Source organism: Brevibacillus borstelensis (assembly GCF_036700025.1).
Lineage (GTDB): Bacteria > Bacillota > Bacilli > Brevibacillales > Brevibacillaceae > Brevibacillus > Brevibacillus borstelensis.
The window spans coordinates 723,412-744,447 of the sequence record NZ_CP144922.1 but is presented as its reverse complement, the minus strand read 5'-3'; the positions used below and the strand labels follow the sequence as shown (position 1 = coordinate 744,447).

At 51.2% G+C, this 21,036-nt stretch carries 19 protein-coding genes; 2 read left to right on the top strand and 17 right to left on the bottom strand.

The genetic code is table 11. The features are described 5' to 3' along the window. Positions 1–173 precede the first annotated feature (173 nt). A complete protein-coding gene (locus V5G20_RS03475; protein ID WP_024983776.1) occupies positions 174–830 on the top strand; it encodes a YigZ family protein in 657 nt (218 codons plus the stop codon). A gap of 237 nt (positions 831–1,067) precedes the next feature. Continuing rightward, on the top strand, positions 1,068–1,658 hold the full coding sequence (locus V5G20_RS03470; RefSeq protein ID WP_338463160.1) for a hypothetical protein: 591 nt from the start codon (positions 1,068–1,070) through the stop codon (positions 1,656–1,658). Positions 1,659–1,707: 49 nt separating this feature from the next. Here V5G20_RS03470 and V5G20_RS03465 read toward each other — a convergent pair whose 3' ends face one another. The 17 genes from V5G20_RS03465 to nuoN form a co-directional block, all read right to left on the bottom strand. Continuing rightward, complete coding sequence (locus tag V5G20_RS03465) at positions 1,708–5,652, bottom strand: S-layer homology domain-containing protein (protein WP_338463453.1); 3,945 nt, start codon at positions 5,650–5,652, stop codon at positions 1,708–1,710. Between the two features lie 189 nt (positions 5,653–5,841). Next, complete coding sequence (locus V5G20_RS03460) at positions 5,842–6,960, bottom strand: glycosyltransferase family 4 protein (RefSeq protein ID WP_003388375.1); 1,119 nt, start codon at positions 6,958–6,960, stop codon at positions 5,842–5,844. Between the two features lie 27 nt (positions 6,961–6,987). Beyond that, positions 6,988–7,725, bottom strand: a complete 738-nt coding sequence (locus tag V5G20_RS03455; RefSeq protein ID WP_171506164.1) for a WecB/TagA/CpsF family glycosyltransferase — start codon at positions 7,723–7,725, stop codon at positions 6,988–6,990. 105 nt (positions 7,726–7,830) lie between these two features. Further along, on the bottom strand, positions 7,831–8,283 hold the full coding sequence (gene fabZ, locus V5G20_RS03450) for a 3-hydroxyacyl-ACP dehydratase FabZ (protein ID WP_003388377.1): 453 nt from the start codon (positions 8,281–8,283) through the stop codon (positions 7,831–7,833). Between the two features lie 170 nt (positions 8,284–8,453). Then, positions 8,454–8,972, bottom strand: a complete 519-nt coding sequence (locus V5G20_RS03445) for a CDP-alcohol phosphatidyltransferase family protein (RefSeq protein ID WP_003388378.1) — start codon at positions 8,970–8,972, stop codon at positions 8,454–8,456. Between the two features lie 156 nt (positions 8,973–9,128). Further along, the gene (locus V5G20_RS03440; RefSeq protein ID WP_003388379.1) at positions 9,129–9,377 is read right to left on the bottom strand and encodes a DNA-directed RNA polymerase subunit beta; all 249 of its coding nucleotides are present in this window, start codon (positions 9,375–9,377) and stop codon (positions 9,129–9,131) included. 29 nt (positions 9,378–9,406) lie between these two features. Continuing rightward, the gene (locus V5G20_RS03435) at positions 9,407–10,222 is read right to left on the bottom strand and encodes a flagellar hook-basal body protein (protein ID WP_003388380.1); all 816 of its coding nucleotides are present in this window, start codon (positions 10,220–10,222) and stop codon (positions 9,407–9,409) included. Positions 10,223–10,239: 17 nt separating this feature from the next. Then, positions 10,240–11,163 (bottom strand): flagellar hook-basal body protein, encoded by a 924-nt coding sequence (locus V5G20_RS03430; protein ID WP_338463159.1) that lies wholly within the window; start codon positions 11,161–11,163, stop codon positions 10,240–10,242. Between the two features lie 6 nt (positions 11,164–11,169). Further along, positions 11,170–12,186: a rod shape-determining protein gene (locus V5G20_RS03425; protein ID WP_003388382.1), complete on the bottom strand. Its 1,017-nt coding sequence runs from the start codon at positions 12,184–12,186 to the stop codon at positions 11,170–11,172. Positions 12,187–12,302: 116 nt separating this feature from the next. Next, positions 12,303–12,587, bottom strand: coding sequence for a sporulation transcriptional regulator SpoIIID (spoIIID, locus tag V5G20_RS03420; protein WP_003388385.1), 285 nt, complete (start codon positions 12,585–12,587; stop codon positions 12,303–12,305). A gap of 270 nt (positions 12,588–12,857) precedes the next feature. After that, positions 12,858–14,156 (bottom strand): group II intron reverse transcriptase/maturase, encoded by a 1,299-nt coding sequence (ltrA, locus tag V5G20_RS03415; protein WP_024985477.1) that lies wholly within the window; start codon positions 14,154–14,156, stop codon positions 12,858–12,860. 586 nt (positions 14,157–14,742) lie between these two features. After that, positions 14,743–15,474, bottom strand: a complete 732-nt coding sequence (locus V5G20_RS03410; protein WP_003388386.1) for a M23 family metallopeptidase — start codon at positions 15,472–15,474, stop codon at positions 14,743–14,745. 108 nt (positions 15,475–15,582) lie between these two features. Then, on the bottom strand, positions 15,583–16,587 hold the full coding sequence (spoIID, locus tag V5G20_RS03405) for a stage II sporulation protein D (RefSeq protein WP_024983773.1): 1,005 nt from the start codon (positions 16,585–16,587) through the stop codon (positions 15,583–15,585). 141 nt (positions 16,588–16,728) lie between these two features. Beyond that, a complete protein-coding gene (murA, locus tag V5G20_RS03400; protein ID WP_003388389.1) occupies positions 16,729–18,066 on the bottom strand; it encodes a UDP-N-acetylglucosamine 1-carboxyvinyltransferase in 1,338 nt (445 codons plus the stop codon). An 18-nt stretch (positions 18,067–18,084) separates the two neighbouring features. Beyond that, positions 18,085–18,858 carry a YwmB family TATA-box binding protein gene (locus V5G20_RS03395; RefSeq protein ID WP_338463158.1) on the bottom strand — a complete coding sequence of 258 codons (774 nt, stop codon included), beginning with the start codon at positions 18,856–18,858 and terminating at the stop codon, positions 18,085–18,087. A gap of 98 nt (positions 18,859–18,956) precedes the next feature. After that, on the bottom strand, positions 18,957–19,187 hold the full coding sequence (locus V5G20_RS03390) for a DUF1146 family protein (protein WP_003388393.1): 231 nt from the start codon (positions 19,185–19,187) through the stop codon (positions 18,957–18,959). A 323-nt stretch (positions 19,188–19,510) separates the two neighbouring features. Next, positions 19,511–21,034, bottom strand: coding sequence for an NADH-quinone oxidoreductase subunit NuoN (nuoN, locus tag V5G20_RS03385; RefSeq protein ID WP_024983771.1), 1,524 nt, complete (start codon positions 21,032–21,034; stop codon positions 19,511–19,513). Positions 21,035–21,036 lie beyond the last annotated feature (2 nt).

Here is a 21,036-nt window from a genome sequence, read left to right as displayed (position 1 = left end):
CCTTATCATTGCACCTTGCCATCTATATGCACCCCTCCCCCCGTTTATCACACCTGCCATCTCGTGTTACTACGTTTAAGTCGCCGAAAAATTTCATCTATATAGCGTGTTTGCCATCCACTATTCGAAAACCTTTGGCGGACATGCTATTCTTATCCTTGAGGTGAAAGAGCATGCTACAACAGTACAAAACGATTGCGGGATACGGGGAAGACGAGATTGTCATCGAGCGCTCCCGTTTTATCGGATATGCGCAGCGCGTCACCAGCGAAGAAGAAGCTGCGGCATTTATCGCCATGATTAAAAAAAAGCATTGGGATGCGACCCATAACTGTTCGGCTTTTGTCATCGGGGAGAACGATCAGATCCAGCGCTCCAGCGACGATGGAGAGCCGAGCGGAACGGCTGGCAAGCCTATTTTGGAATGCATCAAGAAAAATGGGGTAAAGGATACCGCCGTCGTCGTGACTCGTTATTTCGGCGGGATCAAGCTGGGTGCCGGCGGTCTGGTCCGCGCCTATACGGCAGGCACGGTGATCGCGCTGAAAGCGGCCGGAATCGTCGTCCATACGCTTCATCAGAAAATCTCCGTCAGTGTCGACTACACCTGGTGGGGCAAGGTCGAAAACGAGCTGCGGATCGGCCAGCAGCGAGTCGTCGGGACGGACTATACGGACAAGGTCACCGTGCATGTGTTGATTCCGGACGGTGAGCAGGACGATTTTGTAGCGCACCTGACGGATGTGACGAATGGCCAGGCGCATATTGTTCTCGGCGAAAAAGAGTATGTGGAAGTCCCTGTGGAGGCTGTCGGGTCGGAAGATGTTTAAGGTGCGGTTGGATTGGTTTGTTGCGGGTCAATCAGCTTGTCCGGGTTAACCGCTTAGATGTAAACCATCTGGATAGAAAGACTACAGACAGAGCTTTGACGTCATTTCACTTGATGGGCTGGGGCTGATTACAGTTTTGCTAAACTCATTTTACCTTGTTGCCCTCCTCTTTCTTCTATTAATATAGAGAGACAAGTGCAGGAACCCATACTATCCAAACAATCGGGGGGAATGACGGTGGGCAGGTCATTGGATGAGCTGTTTGACAAGCTGGAAGCACTCGGCGAGAGGATGGAGCATGGTTTTCAAGCGATTGATAGGCGATTTGAAGAAGTAGACAAGCGGTTTGAGCAGATCGATAGGCGGTTTGAAGAAGTAGACAAGCGGTTTGAGCAGATCGACAGGCGGTTTGATGATGTAGACAAGCGGTTTGAGCAGATCGACAGACGGTTTGATGATGTAGACAAGCGGTTTGAGCAGATCGACAGACGGTTTGATGATGTAGACAAGCGGTTTGAGCAGATCGACAGACGGTTTGAGCAGATGGACTTGCGGTTTGCGAATGTCGAGAAACGATTGGACCGACATGATGGCATGCTGGGAAGCCTTGAAGAGATGTATGCATCTCTGGTCCAAATGGTGGGACACAGCAACGCCCGGATGGACGAGATTCAGTCCGATCTGCTTGAGCTGAAGCGATTGTGGGAACAGACGGACAAATCGACCGCTTTTTTGGAACATAAGGTCTTTGAACATGAAAAACAGCTGTTTCTCCTGCGGGAGAGATTCGAATCATACATTCAGGAAAGACGAGATAAAGAAAGCTGAAGAGGATTTCGCCTCTTCAGCTTTTTATGTTTGTTGCCGCTTTTATACGTTACTGCTTAGGCAGCTTCTTCAATTGCGTCATTACACGAACGGTGATAACGGCCATCTCTGCACGAGTCAGGTTGTTGGCCGGTTTAAAGCTGTATGTTGGTCTTTTGGCGGTCGGATCATCGGCCTCGCCATTCATCAGTTTTGCTTTTGCTACGGCCAGGACGGAAGCCGTGGCGTAGTGTCCGACGTCTTTTCCATCCGTAAACATTTTATTCAGAGCTTGCTTCGAAGCCTCCGGTGTACCGGTTTTCAGATTCAGCGCACGGGCAATCATCACCGCAGCTTCTTCACGGGTCAGCGGATCATCCGGTCTGAAGTATCCAGGCACCTTCCCGCGAACAATTCCTGCACGAGCTGCAGTTTCCACGTACTTATACTCGTAATCCCAGTGAACAGGTCGCGGACGGACATCGAGGAATGTCGGGTTTACCGGGTCGGTTTCATCACTGTCATAGTAAGGTCCGGCCTTGATCGGCAAATCCATCGCTTTTACGAGCATGGTCGCAAACTCTCCGCGAGTGATATCGCGATTTGCTCCAAAGGTGCTGTAGCTGTATGCCGGCATGATTCCTTTTGAGTAGAGTGTTTCCATCGCGTCACGGGCATATTCATGGAACACCACGTCGTCGAAGGACTCGCGGTTTTTCATGACCATGTAATAACCAAAGCCTCTAAACGGAACCGTAACGGTCTTCTTGCCGGTATTTACAACGCCCCCGATATTTTTCCACTCAAAGCCGTTGTGATAATAAACGGTGAGAATGTTGTTTGCCGCATTCACGATGGAAGAGTCGTATTGAATCGACAGCGTCCCTTCCCGGCTCGGGATGAGGTTGTCATCATAGCGTCCTCTGAATTCTTCCCCATCGTCCTCATCGTAGTATGGGTCGCGCCCACCTGGATTTTTCACGTCGCCAGCGTCAATGTAGTAAAGCGGGCTTGCGTAATTGAACTTCTCATCCAATTCCAGTCGGCTCTTCATCGAGCTGCCAGACAAGTTCACCTGGCCCGTGGTACGGTCGGCAATACCAAAATACAATGGTACATCGACAAAAATGTCTTCGGTTGGATTCTTGACTTCTTCTCCTGCACGGTGATTGCTTGGCGAAAGAAGTACGGTTCCTGCAGGGAACTTCAATTCCAGCCCCTTGTTAAATACCGAGAATGACACTTTCTTGCCGAGGACTTCGCGGTATTCTGCACCATCTACCGTCGAATTCGCATTAAAGATTTGAATCTGGTCGTTGTAGGTGGTATCTCCTACCTGAACCGTGAATTTGATCGTGTTCAACCCGTTTTTCAGCGGGACAGTCGCCGTAAAGACGTAATAAGTCTCCGGTATCGCTTTTGCGAAATCAGGGTCGAATCTAAAGTCGGGTTCAGTCCTGTTGCTCGTTTTCGCTTCGATTTTGCCAAACATGACCTTGTCCGCTTTTTCAGCGAAAACCTTGATCACGGCACTGTTGCTGTTTACAGTAATGTACTGGTCTGTCGACCTGGCTTTGACCGGACTCAAAACCTCCCAGTTGCTTGTTCTCTGGTTGATCTTGATGTTGTATCGTACGACTGTACCGCTTTCATCCTCTGCGACGATCGTGTATACCGTCGAGTTGTTTTTCCGCAGAGTCAGCGGCAACAACGCCAGGTACTTTTCCTGCTCTTCGAGTTTTTGATCGCCTGTTCCCTTTACCGCCTGCTGCACTTTATCGAGCATGCGATTGTACTTGGAGGAAGATAGCGACCCTTCGAAGCTCGTGCTGGATTTGTCGTCAATGTTGTAGCTTGAATCAAAGAAGCTACGCAAACTTTCGGGAAGTTCGCCAATCGCATCATTGTATTCCTTGCTGGCAGAGCCCGGCGTCTTCCAGCTTCCGGAATCCTTTTCAAATTCCACAATCCGCTTGCCGTTTTTCTCCACATAGAGCTTGGAGGCGTCTTTCACCTTAAAGGAGAATTTGCTCAGGAAAGCAGCACCAGTTTCGTATGTGCCGCTGGAAGAAGTTGTTAGCTCGTTTTCCTTCCCATTGAAGATTCCCCACAGCTTTACCTCTTCGATAGACGGAGCCTTGGCTGTAATGTACAAGATATTGTAGGTAAATACGACAGGAGTAGCCCCCGGTTTTGCCGTTGGATTCAGGGTAATTTTCAGGGTGTTTGTACCCTTTTTCAATATGGATGAACCGTTTACCGTTTTCTTCAACTCTGAACTTTGGATGCTGAACTTGCCATTCGCAGCGTCGACACTCGAAAGGGTCAGTTCTTGTTCATTCAGCTTGACAATGAGATTATCCAGCTTGGAAGAATTGCTCGCATTTGCTTTCAAATCGAAGTTGTACACGCGTCCGTTCAAAGTCGGTACATCGGTGTCGCTGTTGATCTGGAACCCGTCATAAAAACTGTTGTCCGGAGAATCGGGATCCATTTTATAGGTAAGCTGTACGTAAGGGGCAATTTGCCACTTGATCGGATACACTACAGAAGTGCCAGTTCCACCTGTATAAACAATTTTTAGATTTCCCGTACCTGCGTCAGGATTTTTCAAGTTGATCGTAGCCACATATTTGTTTGCAACCGTGTTTCCTGATGAATCTTTAAAGGGATCTACCTTCAGGGTATAGTTGCTGCTGTCCAGTGGATTCTCGTTTAGGTAGAGTTGATACTTGCTGGAATCGCCAACAAATTCACCGGTTACGAGAAGTTCTGCAGGCACTCCCAGCAAAGTATTCGTTCTGGACGTAGAGAGCGGCGCTCCCAAATAGCTGCCGGAGATAAACTGCGGCGCATCTTTCTCTACGGTCTTGATGGTGTACAGATACCGCTTTACCTCGAAGGAACTGGGTGTGGTAGACGGATCTGTGTCCTCTTTGTACTTGTAAACAAGCCAAACGGTGTATTTTTTTCCGGACGCCAATGCTGATTCGGGCACAGTGCCACTGAGCTCATACTGTGTAAAACCGTCATTGGACGCTTTTTTATCTGTAATGGTTGCCGTATAAGAGGTTTCTGTCGAGGCCCCTTCTGCCTTTATGACAAAGGACATCGAATCAAACGGCTTGTTCGGATTGGTCGTATCGTATTGAAGCAAAGCCGACGATTTCAGACTCAGGTTCGCTGAGCTTGCCGGATCGACTCTCACAATGTTGTTTCCGACCTCATCCTCTGTGTCCGGAGTCAGCCGTTCATTGTTGATGCTGAGATTATAGAGCAAATCGGCTTCACCGATCGACGTCGTGACAATCAGAAGCTTTCTCTCGATGGCGCCAACCGTTTTGTTTTGGTTCAACGCCGTGAAGCGAAGCGTGTTTTCACCAAACATGACAGGAATTTTCAGGCTGAAGAAGCCTGTGTTTTTGCTGACCGAACCGCGAACTTCCTCGCCCTTGGAGATATTCTCCACGACAACGGTATCCGCATTCAACGCCTTGCCGTTGAGATTGACAACCATCCGGTTCGAGGCAGGCAAAGAATAATAGGTGACTCCACTCGGATTGAGCTCGGTATCCTCAACAGATATTTCCTCAATGATCGGGGTGTCGTTATAGTTCACGTAAAACTGCAAATGGTCTTTTTCCACACTGCCCACATTTTCGTAAAAGCTGATCTTGTTCAGACCTGGCTGCAACGAAATGTCATAGAACGTAAACTGGCTCCCCGACACGGTCGGTGTTATTTTTTCCATCCCGGGGACTTCGGTTCCATTCCCCAAAGTGATTTTGACCCGCAAATTCCGGCCGGATACGCCAGCTCCCACGGTACCACTGATGGTAATCTTTGAACTTCCATACGTATAAGCGTCCACAGGGCTTGTGCCCTTGCCGTTATACGCATCTTCCAGAATGACAGGTTTCTCAGTAGCAGCAGCAGCCATGGACGGGAGCACTCCACTGACTACAAGTAACAGTGCCAAACTTACAGCCAACCACTGCCGCATCGTAGCGAACATCTTCTGCAAAAGGTTTCACCTCTCCATATAGTCTGTATTTGGCCCTGCCAATTTTTGTGCAGGGGATGCCTTACTCGTCTTTACTGTTATCGGCAAAATCTTCTATCTGGTTAAGGATAAACTGCAAAAATGTGGAGAAAAAAAGCCCCTGCTGTCCACCAGCAGAGGCTTTGCGTACGTTATTCATTTCTAGTGACTGCGGCGCTGATCGGCGTTCTTCACCTTCAGCTTGCGATACGTATTGATCAGCGGACGGTGGCGGCGGCCGACGAGGCCGACGATCTCTGTCGCCATGTGGGTAGCGAAGAGCAGCAGCACCATCACGATGATGGTTGTCCATTTTGTCGTTTTTGTCAAAACGATCGCCATCGTTCCGAAGAAGATGCTGATCATGTAGATCGTCAGTACTGTCGCGCGGTGCGACAATCCCATGTTCAACAAACAGTGGTGCAGATGGCCTTTATCCGGGCTGGAAATCGGCTTTTTGTTGACGATCCGCCGGACGATGGCGAAAAACGTGTCCCAAAGCGGAACGCCGAGCACCACGATGGGGATGATAAAGGAGACGAACAGCGCCTCTTTGAAGCCCATGATGGAGAGCGCCGCCAGGTTGAAGCCCAAAAACAGCGAGCCGGTGTCTCCCATGAAAATACGGGCCGGATGGAAATTGAAATAGAGAAAGCCGAGTATGGCTCCCAGCAGAACGAAGCAGTAAATCGCAATCGTGTCATAGTGAGCCGCCGCGCCGCTGCCGGACATAACCAGTGCCACGATGGCCATCGTAGCTGTCGCGATCGCCGATACCCCTGCGGACAGGCCGTCCAGGCCGTCGATCAGGTTGACGGCGTTGGTGACACCGACAATCCAGAAGATCGTGATCGGTACGCCGAGCCAGAGCAGCCAGCCGCTGGAGAAATCGATGCTGCCCTCATAAGGCAGGTTGACGACGCCTATTTTGAGGCCAAACGGAATGACGACGACTGCCGCTGCAAGCAGTTGGCCCATCAGCTTCCACTTGGGAGAGAGCTGGTATTTGTCATCCAGCATTCCTGTCGCCATCACGATCGTACCGCCGATGAAGATGCCGAGCATTTCTTTCATCGTAGTAAATGGAACAAATATGAAAAATGCAACAAAATATCCGAGATAAATCGCCAGACCACCCAGTCGCGGCATGATCCGCTTGTGAACCTTGCGCTGGTCCGGCGTGTCTGTCGCTCCGATGGATTCCGCCAGTTTTTTCACGTATGGTGTGGCTATAAATGATACTATCAGCGAAGTCAGTAATCCGAGGATTAGTGTAGACATCGACTGTTCTCCTCTCTACGGGTACGTTCAGGAGCGGCTTCCCCTTTTTTCCTTCAAGACTGTCCAGACAAACAGCGGAATAGCCAACTGTCTTCTCCAGCGCGACGGCTGGGCCAACAGTCGATACAGCCACTCCAGATGCAAGCGCTGCCACAGCTTTGGCGCTCTCTTTACTTTCCCGGCAATGACGTCAAGGCTGCCTCCGACTCCCATCGCGAGCGTAGCCTGAAGCTGATCGCGGTAGGCGGCGATCCATTCGTCCTGCCTGGGCGCTCCCATCGCCACGAACAGGAGATGGGGCTGTTTTTCGGCTATGTCTTGCACGACTCTTTGTTCTTCGTCTCGTTGAAAATAACCGTCTCGATACCCGACGACGCGCGCCCCCGGAAACCGCTCGGACAGCTTTTCCGCTGCCAGCCGGTTTACCTCCGGTGACGCTCCCAAAAGATATACTTTCCACTTTTCTCTGTCTGCCGCTGCCATCAATGCTTCCAGCAGCTCCACGCCCGCAACGCGCTCGCGAATCGGCTCTCCCGTCCACTTGGCCGCATAGACAATGCCGATCCCGTCCGGAACGACATAGGCTTGGTCCAATAGTTTCAGAAAGGAGCGATTTTCCTTCGCCAGCATGACAATTTCCGGGTTGGCCGTGACGACGTGCGTCTGTTTTCCTTCCCGGATCCGGTCGACAAGATGTGCCACCGTCTCGTCAAAACCGCGTGTAGAAAACGACACACCCAATATGTTTGCGACCTGTTTGGTCAACGTTTTCACCTTCATTACGTGATAGACGCAGAGCGCCTAAGAAATGTTGCACATACATTAGCCATTCTACCCCAAATAGGCCTTACATACAAGATGGGCGATTTTCTAGTCCTTTTGTGCTGCCGACAGGGCAAAAAGAAGTCCGCCCTCAGCCACGACCTTGCCGTTTACCTTGGCTGTTCCGTGTCCCTTGCCGATCGAGCCGCGCACTCGCGTCAATTCGACCTCAAGTGTCAGGGTATCGCCCGGCTTGACCTGATCCTTGAAGCGAAATTCGTCGATTCCGGCAAAAAAGGCGATTTTGCCTCTGTTTTCCTCCATGCTCAGTACCGCGACGGCTCCTACCTGGGCCAGCGCTTCGACGATCAGCACACCTGGCATGACCGGGTAGCCCGGGAAATGACCTTGGAAAAACGGCTCGTTTACCGTAACGTTTTTTAACCCGACTGCCCGCTTCCCCGACTCCAGCTCGGTAACCTTGTCCACCAATAAAAAAGGATAGCGATGGGGGATAATCGATTGAATGTCTGTTACGTCCAAAGGCAATTGAAATTCCATAAACAACGCTCCATTTCCATTCTTTATATCACTCATGCCATGCATGAAGAACATACTCGAAACTGAGAATAAAGACAACCCCCTATCTTCCACATGGGGAGATCGGGGTTAAGATAGAGGGGCACTTCCTGCACATGCGGCGGAAGTGCTCTTTTCATCCCTGGTTTGTATTAGTACACGCGATTCATCAGACGAAACTTGACCAGGTAAATGGCGGCGGTCACAAACGAGAACAGGATAGCCGTCCATAGGATAAGCTCGCCGTACTGAAACCTGTACATGACCATCGGGAACGCGATGTAAAACAAGACCGTCGTTATTTTGCCAAACGCATTGGCTGGCACTGTCTTTTTCCCACGGAAGTGGAAAAAGGCCGATGCCACGATCATTCCGGCGTCGCGAGCAAAGAAAAACAGGGCGGCCCATACACTGATCCGCTCTGTTAAAAACAATGAAGCGATCACTGCCATCATCATCAGCTTGTCTGCAAGCGGGTCCATCATCGTCCCAAACGTCGTTACAAGCTTGTGCTTTCGCGCGATGTATCCATCTGCAATGTCAGTCACTCCCGCGAGAATCAAGATGCCGAGGGCAACCTCAATATGAAACGGGAACTCCCGAAAAAACACGTACAAATACAAAGGGATGAGAACGATGCGAAAAACGGTCAGCGCATTTGGAAGATTCACGGATATCCCTCCGGATCAAATCGTCACTCCCTTTTTACCACTGTTCCATTATACTCTTTGGACAAAGGGCACAACAAGTCCCCGGAAGAGAGCCGGGAAGGCTTGCAAGCGATCAAAAAAATACCCCACACCTCCTGCGGCTGGGGTCTGTATTTTCTAGGTGCCAGAGAACATCAGATCATACATATGCTTATACGTGTTAATATCAAACACTTCTGACGCCGGCTTGTGTCCGACCATGCTGTAACCGATGACCAGGCCGATGATCAGCGAGAAAAACAGCAGAAATGGGACGATCAGCCACTTGGCGAGCTTTATTTGCCAAGCGCTGCCGACACGCTTCCTTTCTCTCTGTTCGGCTCCCTGGCCATCACGCGGGGAACGTTTCCCCTTTCCTTGATCCATTCGCGTATCCTCCGACATGCCAAAGTGTATTAACGGGACCTGAGCGAATTGGCAATCCCCATCATCTGGTCGGTGATTCCAATCGCACGGGAATTCAATTGATAGGCCCGTTGCACATTGATCAATTGGGACATTTCTTCCTGAACATTGACATTGGATGTTTCCAGTGCGCCTTGCTTGATCCGGCCGTCGGCAAACTGCATAAAGTCAGGTGCCTTCTGGTCGTCCAGCACAGGAGCCAGAAGCTGGTTGTCTCCTACCTGCTGCAACTGGTCAGGGTTGTCCACTTTGTAAAGACGCATCTGCGCCACTTCATTTCCATCCAAAAACACGACGCCCTCTGGCGTAATGGTCAGCTCTCCGGGATTCTCAAAGCTGATGGGAAGCCCCACTTCATCCACCAGGTACTCGCCTGTAGGAGTTACCAGAGCATACCCGGGCAGCCCAGCCATTTGAGCAAATTGAAAAGCTCCGCTCCGCGTCAGACGGTATTCATCGTCCAGCTCCCCGTTTGCGTTGCGAAACGGACGAGAGACCAGGAAATAGCCGTCCCCTTCGATCATCAGATCGGTCGGTACATCCGTCTGCTTCATGTTCCCCGGGGAGACGTCCGTTTTCGTCAAACCCAGCCTTGAACCGCTGCCGATGCGCAGACCGGGCGGAGAATTGCGCTGTCTGCTGTCTACTGCGGCCTGCTCGTTCATCGAGTCTGACAAAAGCTCGGAAAACGATGCAGTCCGCCGCTTGTATCCGACTGTATCGGCGTTGGCCAGATTGTTGGCCGTGTTATCCAATGCCTGCTGGACGCCGCGCAGAGCTGCCGTGGAGATGTTTAGTGATTGCATGCGCTCTTCCTCCTATCTTACCCGTTAACCCGTCCGATTTCATTGGCTGCTTTTTCCATCGTGCCATCCACTGTCGTAATGATGCGCTGGTTCGCCTCGTATGCCCGAAGAACCGTCATCATATCCGTCATCGTCTGGGCAGGATCGACATTGGAGCGTTCCAGCCAGCCTTGCTTCACGCCGTAAAAGCCCGTATTTTCCGGGTCATCGCCCACATTTGCCGGTTGTCCCTCGCCTGTGTAGCGGTAGACGTTGGTTCCTTCCCTCACCATTTGCTGTGGATTGGTCAGCACTTTTATGCCCAGGCTTTGATCGTTCAACGGCACCTGTTCGCCAGCATCATTTCGATAAAAGAGGGCTCCGTTGGCGGTAATCTCCAGCGTATGGCCCGCACTCTGATCAGGAAAGTCCGGATCGTTGACACGGATCGCCTGATTCTCATTATTCAGCACATAATAGCCGTCTGGCGTCACCAGATAGCCGTCTGCATTGACGCTCCAGTTGCCGTTGCGGGTGTATCGCAGCTGCTCAGGCTCTGCTGTATCCGTAGCGGGATCAGCCAGTCTCGCTACGCTGAAGAACAGGCGGCGCTCGTTGCCTTCTTCATCCGGCTGGATGTTGTCCATGAGCGCGACATCGTACGGATCGCGCGTCTCGGCGATATCCCCCTGGCGAAACACAGGAAGCGCCTCCGACATGTACACACCCGTATGCAGACGACCGATCGGGACTGCTTGTCCACCCATTTGCGGCATCCCCTGAATATCAGGTACTTCCTGATCGCGGATGCGAGACAGGAGCTGCTCGGGGAAAGCGCGCATGACGCCCACGTCCTGCTTGTAGCCAGGCGTATTGATGTTAGCCAGATTGTTGGCCAGCGAATCCTGTTTTCTCTGCAAAGACAACATGCCCGATGCGGCTGTATACAAGCCTCTGATCACACGGCATTACCTCCCGAAAAACTTTTTCTTCCGATATGCCGGCACTTTGTCCAGATAGTCCAGCATCATGCCGGTTCCTTTGGCGACGCACATCATCGGATCTTCCGCTACGAGCACCGGTACTTTCAACTCGTCCGCCAGCAGCTGGTCGAATCCATGCAGAAGCGCGCCTCCTCCAGTCAGGAAAACTCCCTTATCAATAATATCGGCAGAAAGCTCCGGAGGTGTTCGTTCCAAAACAGATTTGGATGCTTGTACAATTGCGCTAACCGACTCAGCCAGGGCTTCCTGGACTTCGTGCGAGCGAATGGTAATGGTTTGAGGCAACCCGCTTACCATATCCCTGCCGCGAATATCCATTTCGTCCTGGCGTCCGCCGGAAACCGTACCGATTTGCATTTTGATATCTTCAGACGTACGTTCCCCGATCAGCAGCTTGTATTTCGTTTTTATGTATCTCATGATGGCCATGTCAAATTTGTCGCCCGCAACCTTAATGGAGGAAGATGTGACGATATCGCCCATGGACAGTACCGCTACATCCGTTGTACCTCCGCCGATATCCACTACCATGTTGCCGGATGGCTGGAAAATTTCCATGCCGGCTCCTACAGCGGCTACCTTCGGTTCTTCTTCGATAAATACCTCGCGTGCACCGCCGCTGCGCTCAGCCGCTTCACGAATGGCTTTTTGCTCTACCGACGTGATGTTCGTCGGACAGCAAATCAAGATGCGCGGACGGGCAAACATTTGCTTCCCGCCAATCTTGGCCAAAAAGTGCTTCAACATCGCTTCCGTGATATCAAAATCGGCAATAACCCCGTCACGCAACGGCCGGATCGCCACGATATTTCCTGGAGTACGTCCCACCATGCGGTGAGCCTCATTTCCTACGGCTAGCACTTTTTTCGTATGATTATCAATTGCCACGACAGAAGGTTCATCCAGGACGATGCCTTTGCCCTTTACAAAAACCAGGACATTGGCCGTACCCAGGTCGATTCCGATATCTTTGCCAAACATGAAAAGGTCCTCCCTGTACCAGTTACATATCTACCCCTTATCATAGGCTGTTAGACGTGAGAGGACAAGGAAATTCTTATGGACTTAGGAAATAATTGTTTATGAATTGCATATTTTTATACGCTTTCCTCCTGTTCTACCCGGACTTTCTTGCTCCTTCTCTTGTACTTGATCTTGGTTGCCTCTCCTCCACGCAGATGACGGATCGCCTTGTGGTACTCCAATATTTCCTTTACCTGGTTCGCCAACTCCGGATTTATCTCAGGCAGCCGCTCTGTCAGATCCTTGTGTACCGTGCTCTTGGAAACACCGAACTCTTTGGCGATCATGCGAACCGTATTTCGCGTTTCTACAATATACCGGCCGATCTTTATGGTTCGCTCCTTGATGTAATCGTGCACGCTACTCGCCTCCCTGTTTCAACATTGTCTGTTACAATATATGGGTGGGTGCGGACACATATTCTACGTTTCCAAGCCTGACAAGCCAGCACGACCACATCTTTTTTGGAGGGCGTGTACACATCGGCCTGTTTGTAGAGTAGAGAACTGAAACTTTCGGGCGACCGTATGGTCGCCTTGCTCATTTCAGCTCCCCCTCATCAAACCGTACGTGAGGTTTTCCCTCATACGGCTTTCCGATGTTCTTCTTTCTTTGGCATTCGGCTTACTTTATCCGGCTAATTTCAATAAACTACCCTGCGTGTTTTGTATGACCTTCAGCTTTCCGGCATGTTTATTCCGCTTGCTTCTTTTCTTGTTGCAGAAGATTGTAAGGCGTTCAATCACATACCAGTCTATCCGTCTTGCCCATCGTTTGGCGATGGGCGAGATGAAGTAGTAGTTCTTGAACCCCCTTAGCTTGCGATTTAGCCCTTTCACTAGCTCTTCTAGAGACAGAAACAGTTTGTTCCTTGGTGCAGTGTATTCCTTAATTTTACGTCTCATTTCCTTCATTGCTTTCTTAGCTGGTACATGAGACATAGCAAATACCTTGCTCCCCCCTTTGTTGAACACGGGGAATTTGCGATGGTGCAGCCCAAGAAAGTCAAACCCAGTGGAATTGTCCCAAATATTAACGAGTCTAGATTTCTCTTTACTGAGACTAAGCTCCAGCTTGTTTAGAATAGCCATCAGCACTTGAATGCTTTCCAATGCTTCTTGTTTGGTTCTGCACATGATAACGAAGTCATCCGCATAGCGGATAAGTGTGCCAAGATGGGAGAATTGATTTTCCCAAATGGTGTCCATGTAGTTTAGATAGATGTTTGAAAGAAGAGGCGAGATTACCCCTCCTTGCGGAGTTCCCAGTTCTGTTTCATGGAATTGATCATTTTCCATGACCCCAGCCTGCAGCCATTGTCGGATAAGTTTCAGAACACGTCTGTCGCTGATTCTCATTTCGACCAGTTTCATCAACTTCTCATGGTTGATGTTGTCGAAATACCCTTTAATGTCAACATCTACGACCCAATAACACCTCTTGCTTGCTTTGCGTATCTGTGCAATTGCCTGGTGAGCATTTCTTCCTGGCCGAAAGCCATAAGAACAGTCCCGAAAATCAGCTTCAAAGATCGGTTCAATGACTAGCTTAGTAGCCATTTGGACCACCCGATCCTTGATCGTCGGGATGCCGAGTGGACGTTTCTTGCCATCCGGTTTAGGGATGTAAGTTCGACGAACCGGATGTGGACGATACCGCTTTTCTTTTAAATCTAGATAGATCTCGTTAAGAAAACGGCTCTCCCCATACTCCTCCACAATCTGTGCGATGGATTGTCCGTCGATTCCTCCGCTCCCTTTATTTGCTTTTACTCTCCTCCAAGCTGTCGCTAGAATATCCGGGCGGTAGATTTTGTCATACAAGGCATGAAATCGCCGTTTTGAGTTTGCCTTGGCACAAAGATATAGGGTTGTCCAAAGTTGTCGAGCTTTTACATCGGTGTAGTTAGCAAGTTTACTTGCATTCACTCACTCTTACCTCCTTCGACCCGTGAACAAAGCAGGGCTCCTTCCCTCCATAAGGTTGTGTTGTCCTTATGTTCATCGGTACTATGAACCCCTCCGACTCCCTCTCTGCCATCCACCACTTCCCTTACGGTTATAGGTTTCCGTTTTACGCTCCTGACGGGGCGTGCAGAGTAGGGTCTCCCCAGTTCCGTTAACTACTTTCTCAACATACCGCTCCCCATACCCCGAGGGATTCATAGGTGCTGTATTCCAAGTTCTCCACACCGTCCTTGGCCTTCGCCCATATGAAACAAGCTCGGCTTCCCTTTGTCCACCTCTCGGTGGTCTTTCTTAACGAGGCTGCAGGATTCACTTTATGTTACGGCCTGCTGATTTGCTCGCACTCTTTCGAGTTACTTTGTCACAGGGCTTCAACCTTAGGATTTCTCCACCAGTTGCCTGTCAGCTACGAGGTGACTTGGCTCCTGCCTCGGTTGGACTTTCACCAACTAGCAATTAACGGCTTGCTGGGCACGCTTCATAAAAAAAAGCCTGCAGAGCGAACCTCTCTACAGGCTTGTCGGCATTTCTGAAATTCCTGGAATCGTTATTGATCCTGCATTTCCGATTGGAGCAGGTATTGCTCCGGATCGACAGACGCACCGTCAACGCGAACTTCGAAGTGAAGGTGAATACCGGCATCCTTTTCATACACGCTGCGCCCCGCTGTACCCAGCACCTGGCCTTGGGTTACTTCATCGCCAGGCTTGACATTCACTTTGTCCAGGCTTTGATACACGGTGACCATCTTGTCGGCATGCTCGATTTCCACCACGCGACCGACGAGCGGATCGTTTTCCACCTTGCTCACCTTGCCAGGCAGAGCGGCGGTTACATCAAAGCTCTTGCCGTCAGTCGACTTCAGGTCGATACCGGTGTGCGGCATAAACGTGTTGTCATACTTGACGAGAGCTTTTTGCTGTACATCCTTGGACGCTTGCTCGTCGAAGAAATTCATTCCCTTTTCGTACTGAACTCCTTTGGCTACAGGCCAAGCAAGCTGTTGAACGGTTCCAGATACCGGAACAGCGCTGTTTTCGTCAGCTTCAGACGGATCTTTGGCGCCTTCCTGCGGTGTCGTGATCGCAATGCCGCCCTCGGCTTGGCCGGGGAGATTGTCGGTCACGCCGCCGCTCTGATACCACATCACAAAAGCGAGAATAATTGCTGCGGTGCCGATGTAGATCGCCGGAAACGCCCATTTTTTGCCCAAAACGTTTTTCCAGGAGCTTGCCTTTTTGAATGGAATCGGTTGATTTTGATTTTTTTGATCTTCCATTGTATTCATCACCTCATCCCTCAGTATCGCCAGATTTTCGGCGGATAAACCTGAGAGAGAGGGGAAACTTGTAAATTTGCAGAAAACAGCCTTTTTTCTCTTTTGCCTTTATCCTTTCAGGATGAGGTCGCAATTTTCCAAGGCGATTCCCTGGTAAAAGTATTTGACGATCTGCTCGGCACTCTTCCCTGCCTTCGCCATTCCGTTGGCCCCCCACTGGCTCATCCCGACACCGTGGCCGTATCCTTTGGTCGTAATATGGACTTCATTGCCTCGCAGCTCCAGCGTAAAGGCGGAAGATTGGAGTCCGAGCTTCTCGCGGAATTCCCTGCCGCTGAACTCTTTTCCGCCAATGCTGATTTTGCCCACGCGATTGCCCGTCGTCCGCTCCACGATGCGATACCAGCTGCCATTGCCGGAGGCTTCCTTTGTCAGTTTGATTCCGAGACGCTGCTCCAGGTCCGCTGCGGCGATTTTGACGGTTTTTTCAAAGCTGGGCGATTGAATGTCCCAGGGGCTTGCCACGCTTTTCAAATAGGGGACCGGCTCTTCAAAATACTCGTTGGCATTTTCCGTAAACCCATTGCTGGTGGAGAAAAAGGTCGCGTCGATCGGCTTGCCTCCGTAGGTCAGAACGACCCCGGCCGTCGCCTGCACAGCCTGGCGGATGCGCGCGTTTTTCCACTCGAATTGGTCCCCCCAGTTCTGCTTGCGCTGCGCCTCGTCGAGAAAGACCTGATGCTTCACCGTATCGGTGACCTGTGCTCCCTTGGGAACGTCATCAAATTTCTTCGCATCGAGCCTGCGGATGATGTAGGTACGGGCTGCCATCGCCTGGGCCTTGAGCGCCTCCAGCTCGAACTCTGCCGGCATCTCCGCCGCCACTACGCCCTCGATGTACGTTTCCAACGGCATCGTTTCCACAGCCTGTTTGGCGGTCCGATATACCTTCACCTCAATCGCCGACTGATGAACAGCCGGGTTGTTCGGGGCAGAGACTTGCGGAAGCCCCTCGCTTCCGGGTGGAGAGGAAAAAAAGTAGACCAGCGCGGCAGGCAGCATCACGAGCAGTATCGGCAATCCGATGAACCACGCCACCAGGTAACGTTTCATGCGTCATATCCCCCCTCTTGTGCTGGACTATTTCAGTCTATGTCCAAGCCTCGGGAGGTAGAACGAGAGAATAAGAGAGATGGAAGAGTTTGCTGAAAATGAAAAAGACTTCCCCGCTTACAGGGAAGTCTCGGTATGTGTTTACGCAAAATTGGGAGAAAACTGGACTTTGATCGGTTCGGTTTTTACCTGTTCAACCGCTTCTGTCTCGACTTCTTTCGCTGGCGAAACACGCTCTACAAGAGCGCCCAGGCCGCGAAGCTTTTCCGTGAACTGGACATAGCCCCGGTCGATATGGTGAAGGCTGCTCACTTCTGTTTCGCCCTCGGCCACCAGGCCCGCCAATACGAGCGCAGCTCCTGCTCGCAAATCCGTCGCCGCCACTTTGCTTCCGGTCAGCTTGGCGCCGCCTTCCACGATCGCGCTGCGTCCCTCAATCTTGATATTGGCATTCATCCGGCGGAATTCTTCCACGTGCATAAAGCGATTTTCAAAAACGGTCTCGGTAACGATGCTGGTGCCTTCCGATGCCAATAGCAGCGCCATCATTTGCGACTGCATGTCCGTCGGGAAGCCGGGATACGGCAAGGTCTTGACGTCGACAGCCTTGAGACGGCCATTGCTTCTCACGCGAATGCCGTTCTCCTGCTCGTCCACTTCCACGCCCATTTCTCTCAGCTTGGCAGTAACGGACTTCAAATGATCACAGATTGCACCTTCGACAAAAACGTCCCCGCCTGTAATCGCGGCAGCTACCATGAAGGTACCCGCTTCGATCCGGTCCGGAATCACGCAGTGCGTGCAGCCTTTCAATCTCTCCACGCCTTCGATCCGAATGGAACCGGTACCCGCTCCGCGAACCTTGGCTCCCATCCCGTTGAGGAAGTTGGCCAAATCCACGATTTCCGGTTCTTCGGCTGCGTTTTCAATAACGGTGGTTCCCTCAGCCAAAGCAGCAGCCATCATAATGTTTTCGGTAGCGCCTACGCTGGCGATATCCAGGTAGATTTTCGCTCCCTGCAAACGTCCCTCGACACTGGCTTCGATAAACCCTTGTCCGATCTCAATCTTGGCTCCCATCGCTTCAAAGCCTTTGAGATGCTGATCGATCGGGCGGGTACCAATGGCGCACCCTCCCGGAAGTGCTACACGCGCCTTGCCTTCTCTGGCCAGGAGCGGTCCCATTACCAAAAAGGACGCTCGCATTTTACGAACCAGTTCGTAAGATGCTTCCACACTCGTCACACGAGAGGCGTTGATGGTCAGCACTTCTTTATCGTATGTAAGGGTGATACCCAATGTTTTCAGGAGATCGCATATGATCCTGACGTCTTCCAGAGCGGGTACGTCGTGAATGACGTTGGTTCCCTCTTCGGCCAGGATAGCTGCTGCAATAATAGGGAGTACGGCATTTTTGGCGCCGGAAACTTTCACATTCCCCGCCAAAGCCTTCCCACCGCGGACAATAATTTTATCCAATGTGTACCCCTCCGCGTGCTAATATTCCGCTGTGACAATCGGTGTACCTGCTGTAATCCACGTACCGTTCAAACTGTCCCGGTGAGTGGCGACCTGCAGATTCATCCGAGCTTGTCCGTTTAGTGATAAGAACGAATTCCACTCAGAAGTGTAACCAGATATGCTGACAACCGTCTCATCTTGTAAACGTTCCAATTCTTTTGCATGGAGGGCGTCAAATATCGACAAAATTTTCCCCTCCTGTTGATCAACACTCAGTTTAACATTGTACAATCCGCGAATACAAGTGCTAAATTGCGGAATGAAGCCGGCTTGCTTCAGGGCTTGTTCGTGCTTGTTCTGTATCAAATCAACATATGGTAGAGAATCGCGATTTCCTTTTATGGACAGTACTAGATATGTGTCGATACCATCTTTGTGAGGTACCCCGGTAACCTGATAATCGAGCTGAACCCCGTACAGATTGGCCGGGACCTGATAGGTAAACAGATGGGATGATTGCGTCCATTTTGCTTCGGATAGCGGCATGTCAAGCCGATCCGCCCATTTCGCAGCCAAATCCTTCATTTCTTCGGTGCCGGACAGTTTCCCCAAGGAAATGCGCGTACGCACCTCCACGCTTGCCACCCTGGCTCCCGAGCCTTCCAATACGTCGAACAATCGGGCAGATGCCCGCGTTTCCTGCTGCTCCTGATGTAGCTGCCTTTCGTTATGCGCTTCTGCCGGCATCCACCACGCCGTACCCAGTGCAGCCAATCCTATCAAAACAAGCCAAACGTTCCGTTTCCCCATTTTTATCCCTCTCCCTTTTTACGCGCTTCTCTTTGTACTTCTCAGTTTGCACGTAAAACTGGTGGGATATACCAATCAATTCCTGTCGAATCCTGCGGTCAGGAAAAGATTTGCCCGAAGATCAAGGACCAGCCGAGATATTCCATGAGAAAGCTCGCCATCTGGTATCCGAGAAAGATGGACATGATGATTTGCAAGAGCTTTGCTTGCGGCCCTTGCGGATTTTTCAGAAAGAGGTCAAATCGAAAAGCCTGCAGGGCCCACCAGCTGACGCCGATCAGGGCGACTGAGACGATAATGCTTACAAAACCGTACATACCTTGCGACACGTTTGTTTCCTCCTTGCCTTTCCGTTCATCGATTTTTCACTGGGATCAAACCAAAGACCGCTTTATACGTGGCTGTAGCGAGAAGAAGCACGGTGCCGTTCCTAACCGAAACTGAGTAAGTCGGAACTGAGTAAACCGGAACCGAGTAGCCGTACCGAGTAGCCGTACCGAGTAGCCGTACCGAGTAGCCGTACCGAGTAGCCGGAACCGAGCAAACCAGAACCGACCGCACCACTTGCCTCTGCTCGCCACGGCAACTGATATGTAAAAAGGGGGCGGCTCGCAAGCCGTCCCCTCTATTGTACCTGATCCCTGACCGCAATTCATTGAAAGTTCGGTGGCAGCATGTCGCCAAAATTAAACCCGTGATTGAGGTGCGTTTGGACATAATCAGTCACAAGCCCCGGGAATGCGCCGAACACCACTGTGGCCAGCGCCAAAATCAGGACCAGCGCCCCAATCGTTTTCGGTACGGACAAAGGAGCCTCTGTCGCTCCCGGGCGCATGTACATCTGCCGAATGATGCCAAAGTAGTAGTAATACGACACGACACTGGTCGCGATCATAATCGCTGCAAGAACATAGCTCTGCTGCGCGATCGCCCCCATAAAGATGTAGAACTTCCCGAAGAATCCGGCGGATACCGGAATGCCGGCAAGCGACAGCAGGAAGATGCTCATCGACACTGCCATCAGCGGCGAGCGGTGATAAAGTCCTGCAAAGCCCTTCAGATCATCGGTTTGTTGATCGCGAGCAACCACCATGATGACCGCAAAGGCACCAAAGCTGGCCAGCAGGTAGGCGAACAGGAAGAATGTCACTTCGCCGAAAAACAGGATGGTCGGCGGCGCAAACGCCACCAGCATATAGCCCGCCTGCGCAATTCCGGAGTAGGCCATCATCCGTTTTACATTGGTCTGACGCAGAGCCATCGTGTTCCCGATAATCATCGAAGCCCCCGCTATGATCGCCAGGTAAAGCGCTCCCTGATCGAAAAAGAAACGCGTATCGGTCTGGATGTTGAAGAAGCCGATCAGCAGCAAGCGGAAGACGAGAGCAAAGCCGGCAGCTTTGGAGACGACCGCCAGGAAGGCCGTGACCGGAGTCGCCGCCCCTTGGTACACGTCCGGTGCCCACATGTGGTTGGGTGCAGCAGAGATTTTGAAGGCAAGCCCTACAGCCAAAAAGGCGAATCCCGCATACACCATAAACTCATAGCCGGACATCGCCGCTTCGGACAGCCGTACGGAAATTTCATAAATGTTTGTCGTTCCGGTTAATCCGTATACATAGGACATCCCGAAGAGCGTCACCGCCGTGGAGATCGATCCCGAGACGATGTATTTAAACGCCGATTCATTGGACTGCAAGGAATGCTTGCGCAAGCCCACCAGAACGTACGAGGACATGGACAACAACTCCAAACCGACGAACATGGTGATCAGATCGGCAGAAGAAGCCATCACCATTGCGCCCAGAAGACCGGTCAGCAGCAAGTAGTAATACTCGCCGCCATGCCTGATTTCGTCCTGCTTCATATAAGAGAGAGAAAGCAGCACGGTAAAGGCGACTCCTCCGAGGAACAGCAGCTTGAACGCATTTCCGTAATCATCGATGCGAATCGTATCCGCCATGTATGCGTACGGTTCATCCAGTTTCCCTATGTTTACAAAGACGAAAACGGCAGCCAGCACCACTCCCGCCAGCGTCAGCCACCCGATGACGGATTTGCCCAAACGCTTTCCGGCAAACAGATCGAGCAGCGACAGGGCGGTCGCGAATCCTAGAATGATGAATTCGGGCAGAAGGTAGCTCCAGTCATACGAGAAAATATCTTTTACGTCCATGG

Excerpts from the sequence above, each read along its gene's own strand:
- V5G20_RS03475 (WP_024983776.1), top strand. The coding sequence starts at position 174 with ATGCTACAACAGTACAAAACGATTGCGGGATACGGGGAAGACGAGATT.
- V5G20_RS03465 (WP_338463453.1), bottom strand. The coding sequence starts at position 5,652 with ATGTTCGCTACGATGCGGCAGTGGTTGGCTGTAAGTTTGGCACTGTTA.
- V5G20_RS03460 (WP_003388375.1), bottom strand. The coding sequence starts at position 6,960 with ATGTCTACACTAATCCTCGGATTACTGACTTCGCTGATAGTATCATTT.
- fabZ (WP_003388377.1), bottom strand. The coding sequence starts at position 8,283 with ATGGAATTTCAATTGCCTTTGGACGTAACAGACATTCAATCGATTATC.
- V5G20_RS03440 (WP_003388379.1), bottom strand. The coding sequence starts at position 9,377 with ATGGATCAAGGAAAGGGGAAACGTTCCCCGCGTGATGGCCAGGGAGCC.
- V5G20_RS03435 (WP_003388380.1), bottom strand. The coding sequence starts at position 10,222 with ATGCAATCACTAAACATCTCCACGGCAGCTCTGCGCGGCGTCCAGCAG.
- V5G20_RS03425 (WP_003388382.1), bottom strand. The coding sequence starts at position 12,186 with ATGTTTGGCAAAGATATCGGAATCGACCTGGGTACGGCCAATGTCCTG.
- V5G20_RS03410 (WP_003388386.1), bottom strand. The coding sequence starts at position 15,474 with ATGGAAGATCAAAAAAATCAAAATCAACCGATTCCATTCAAAAAGGCA.
- spoIID (WP_024983773.1), bottom strand. The coding sequence starts at position 16,587 with ATGAAACGTTACCTGGTGGCGTGGTTCATCGGATTGCCGATACTGCTC.
- V5G20_RS03395 (WP_338463158.1), bottom strand. The coding sequence starts at position 18,858 with ATGGGGAAACGGAACGTTTGGCTTGTTTTGATAGGATTGGCTGCACTG.
- nuoN (WP_024983771.1), bottom strand. The coding sequence starts at position 21,034 with ATGGACGTAAAAGATATTTTCTCGTATGACTGGAGCTACCTTCTGCCC.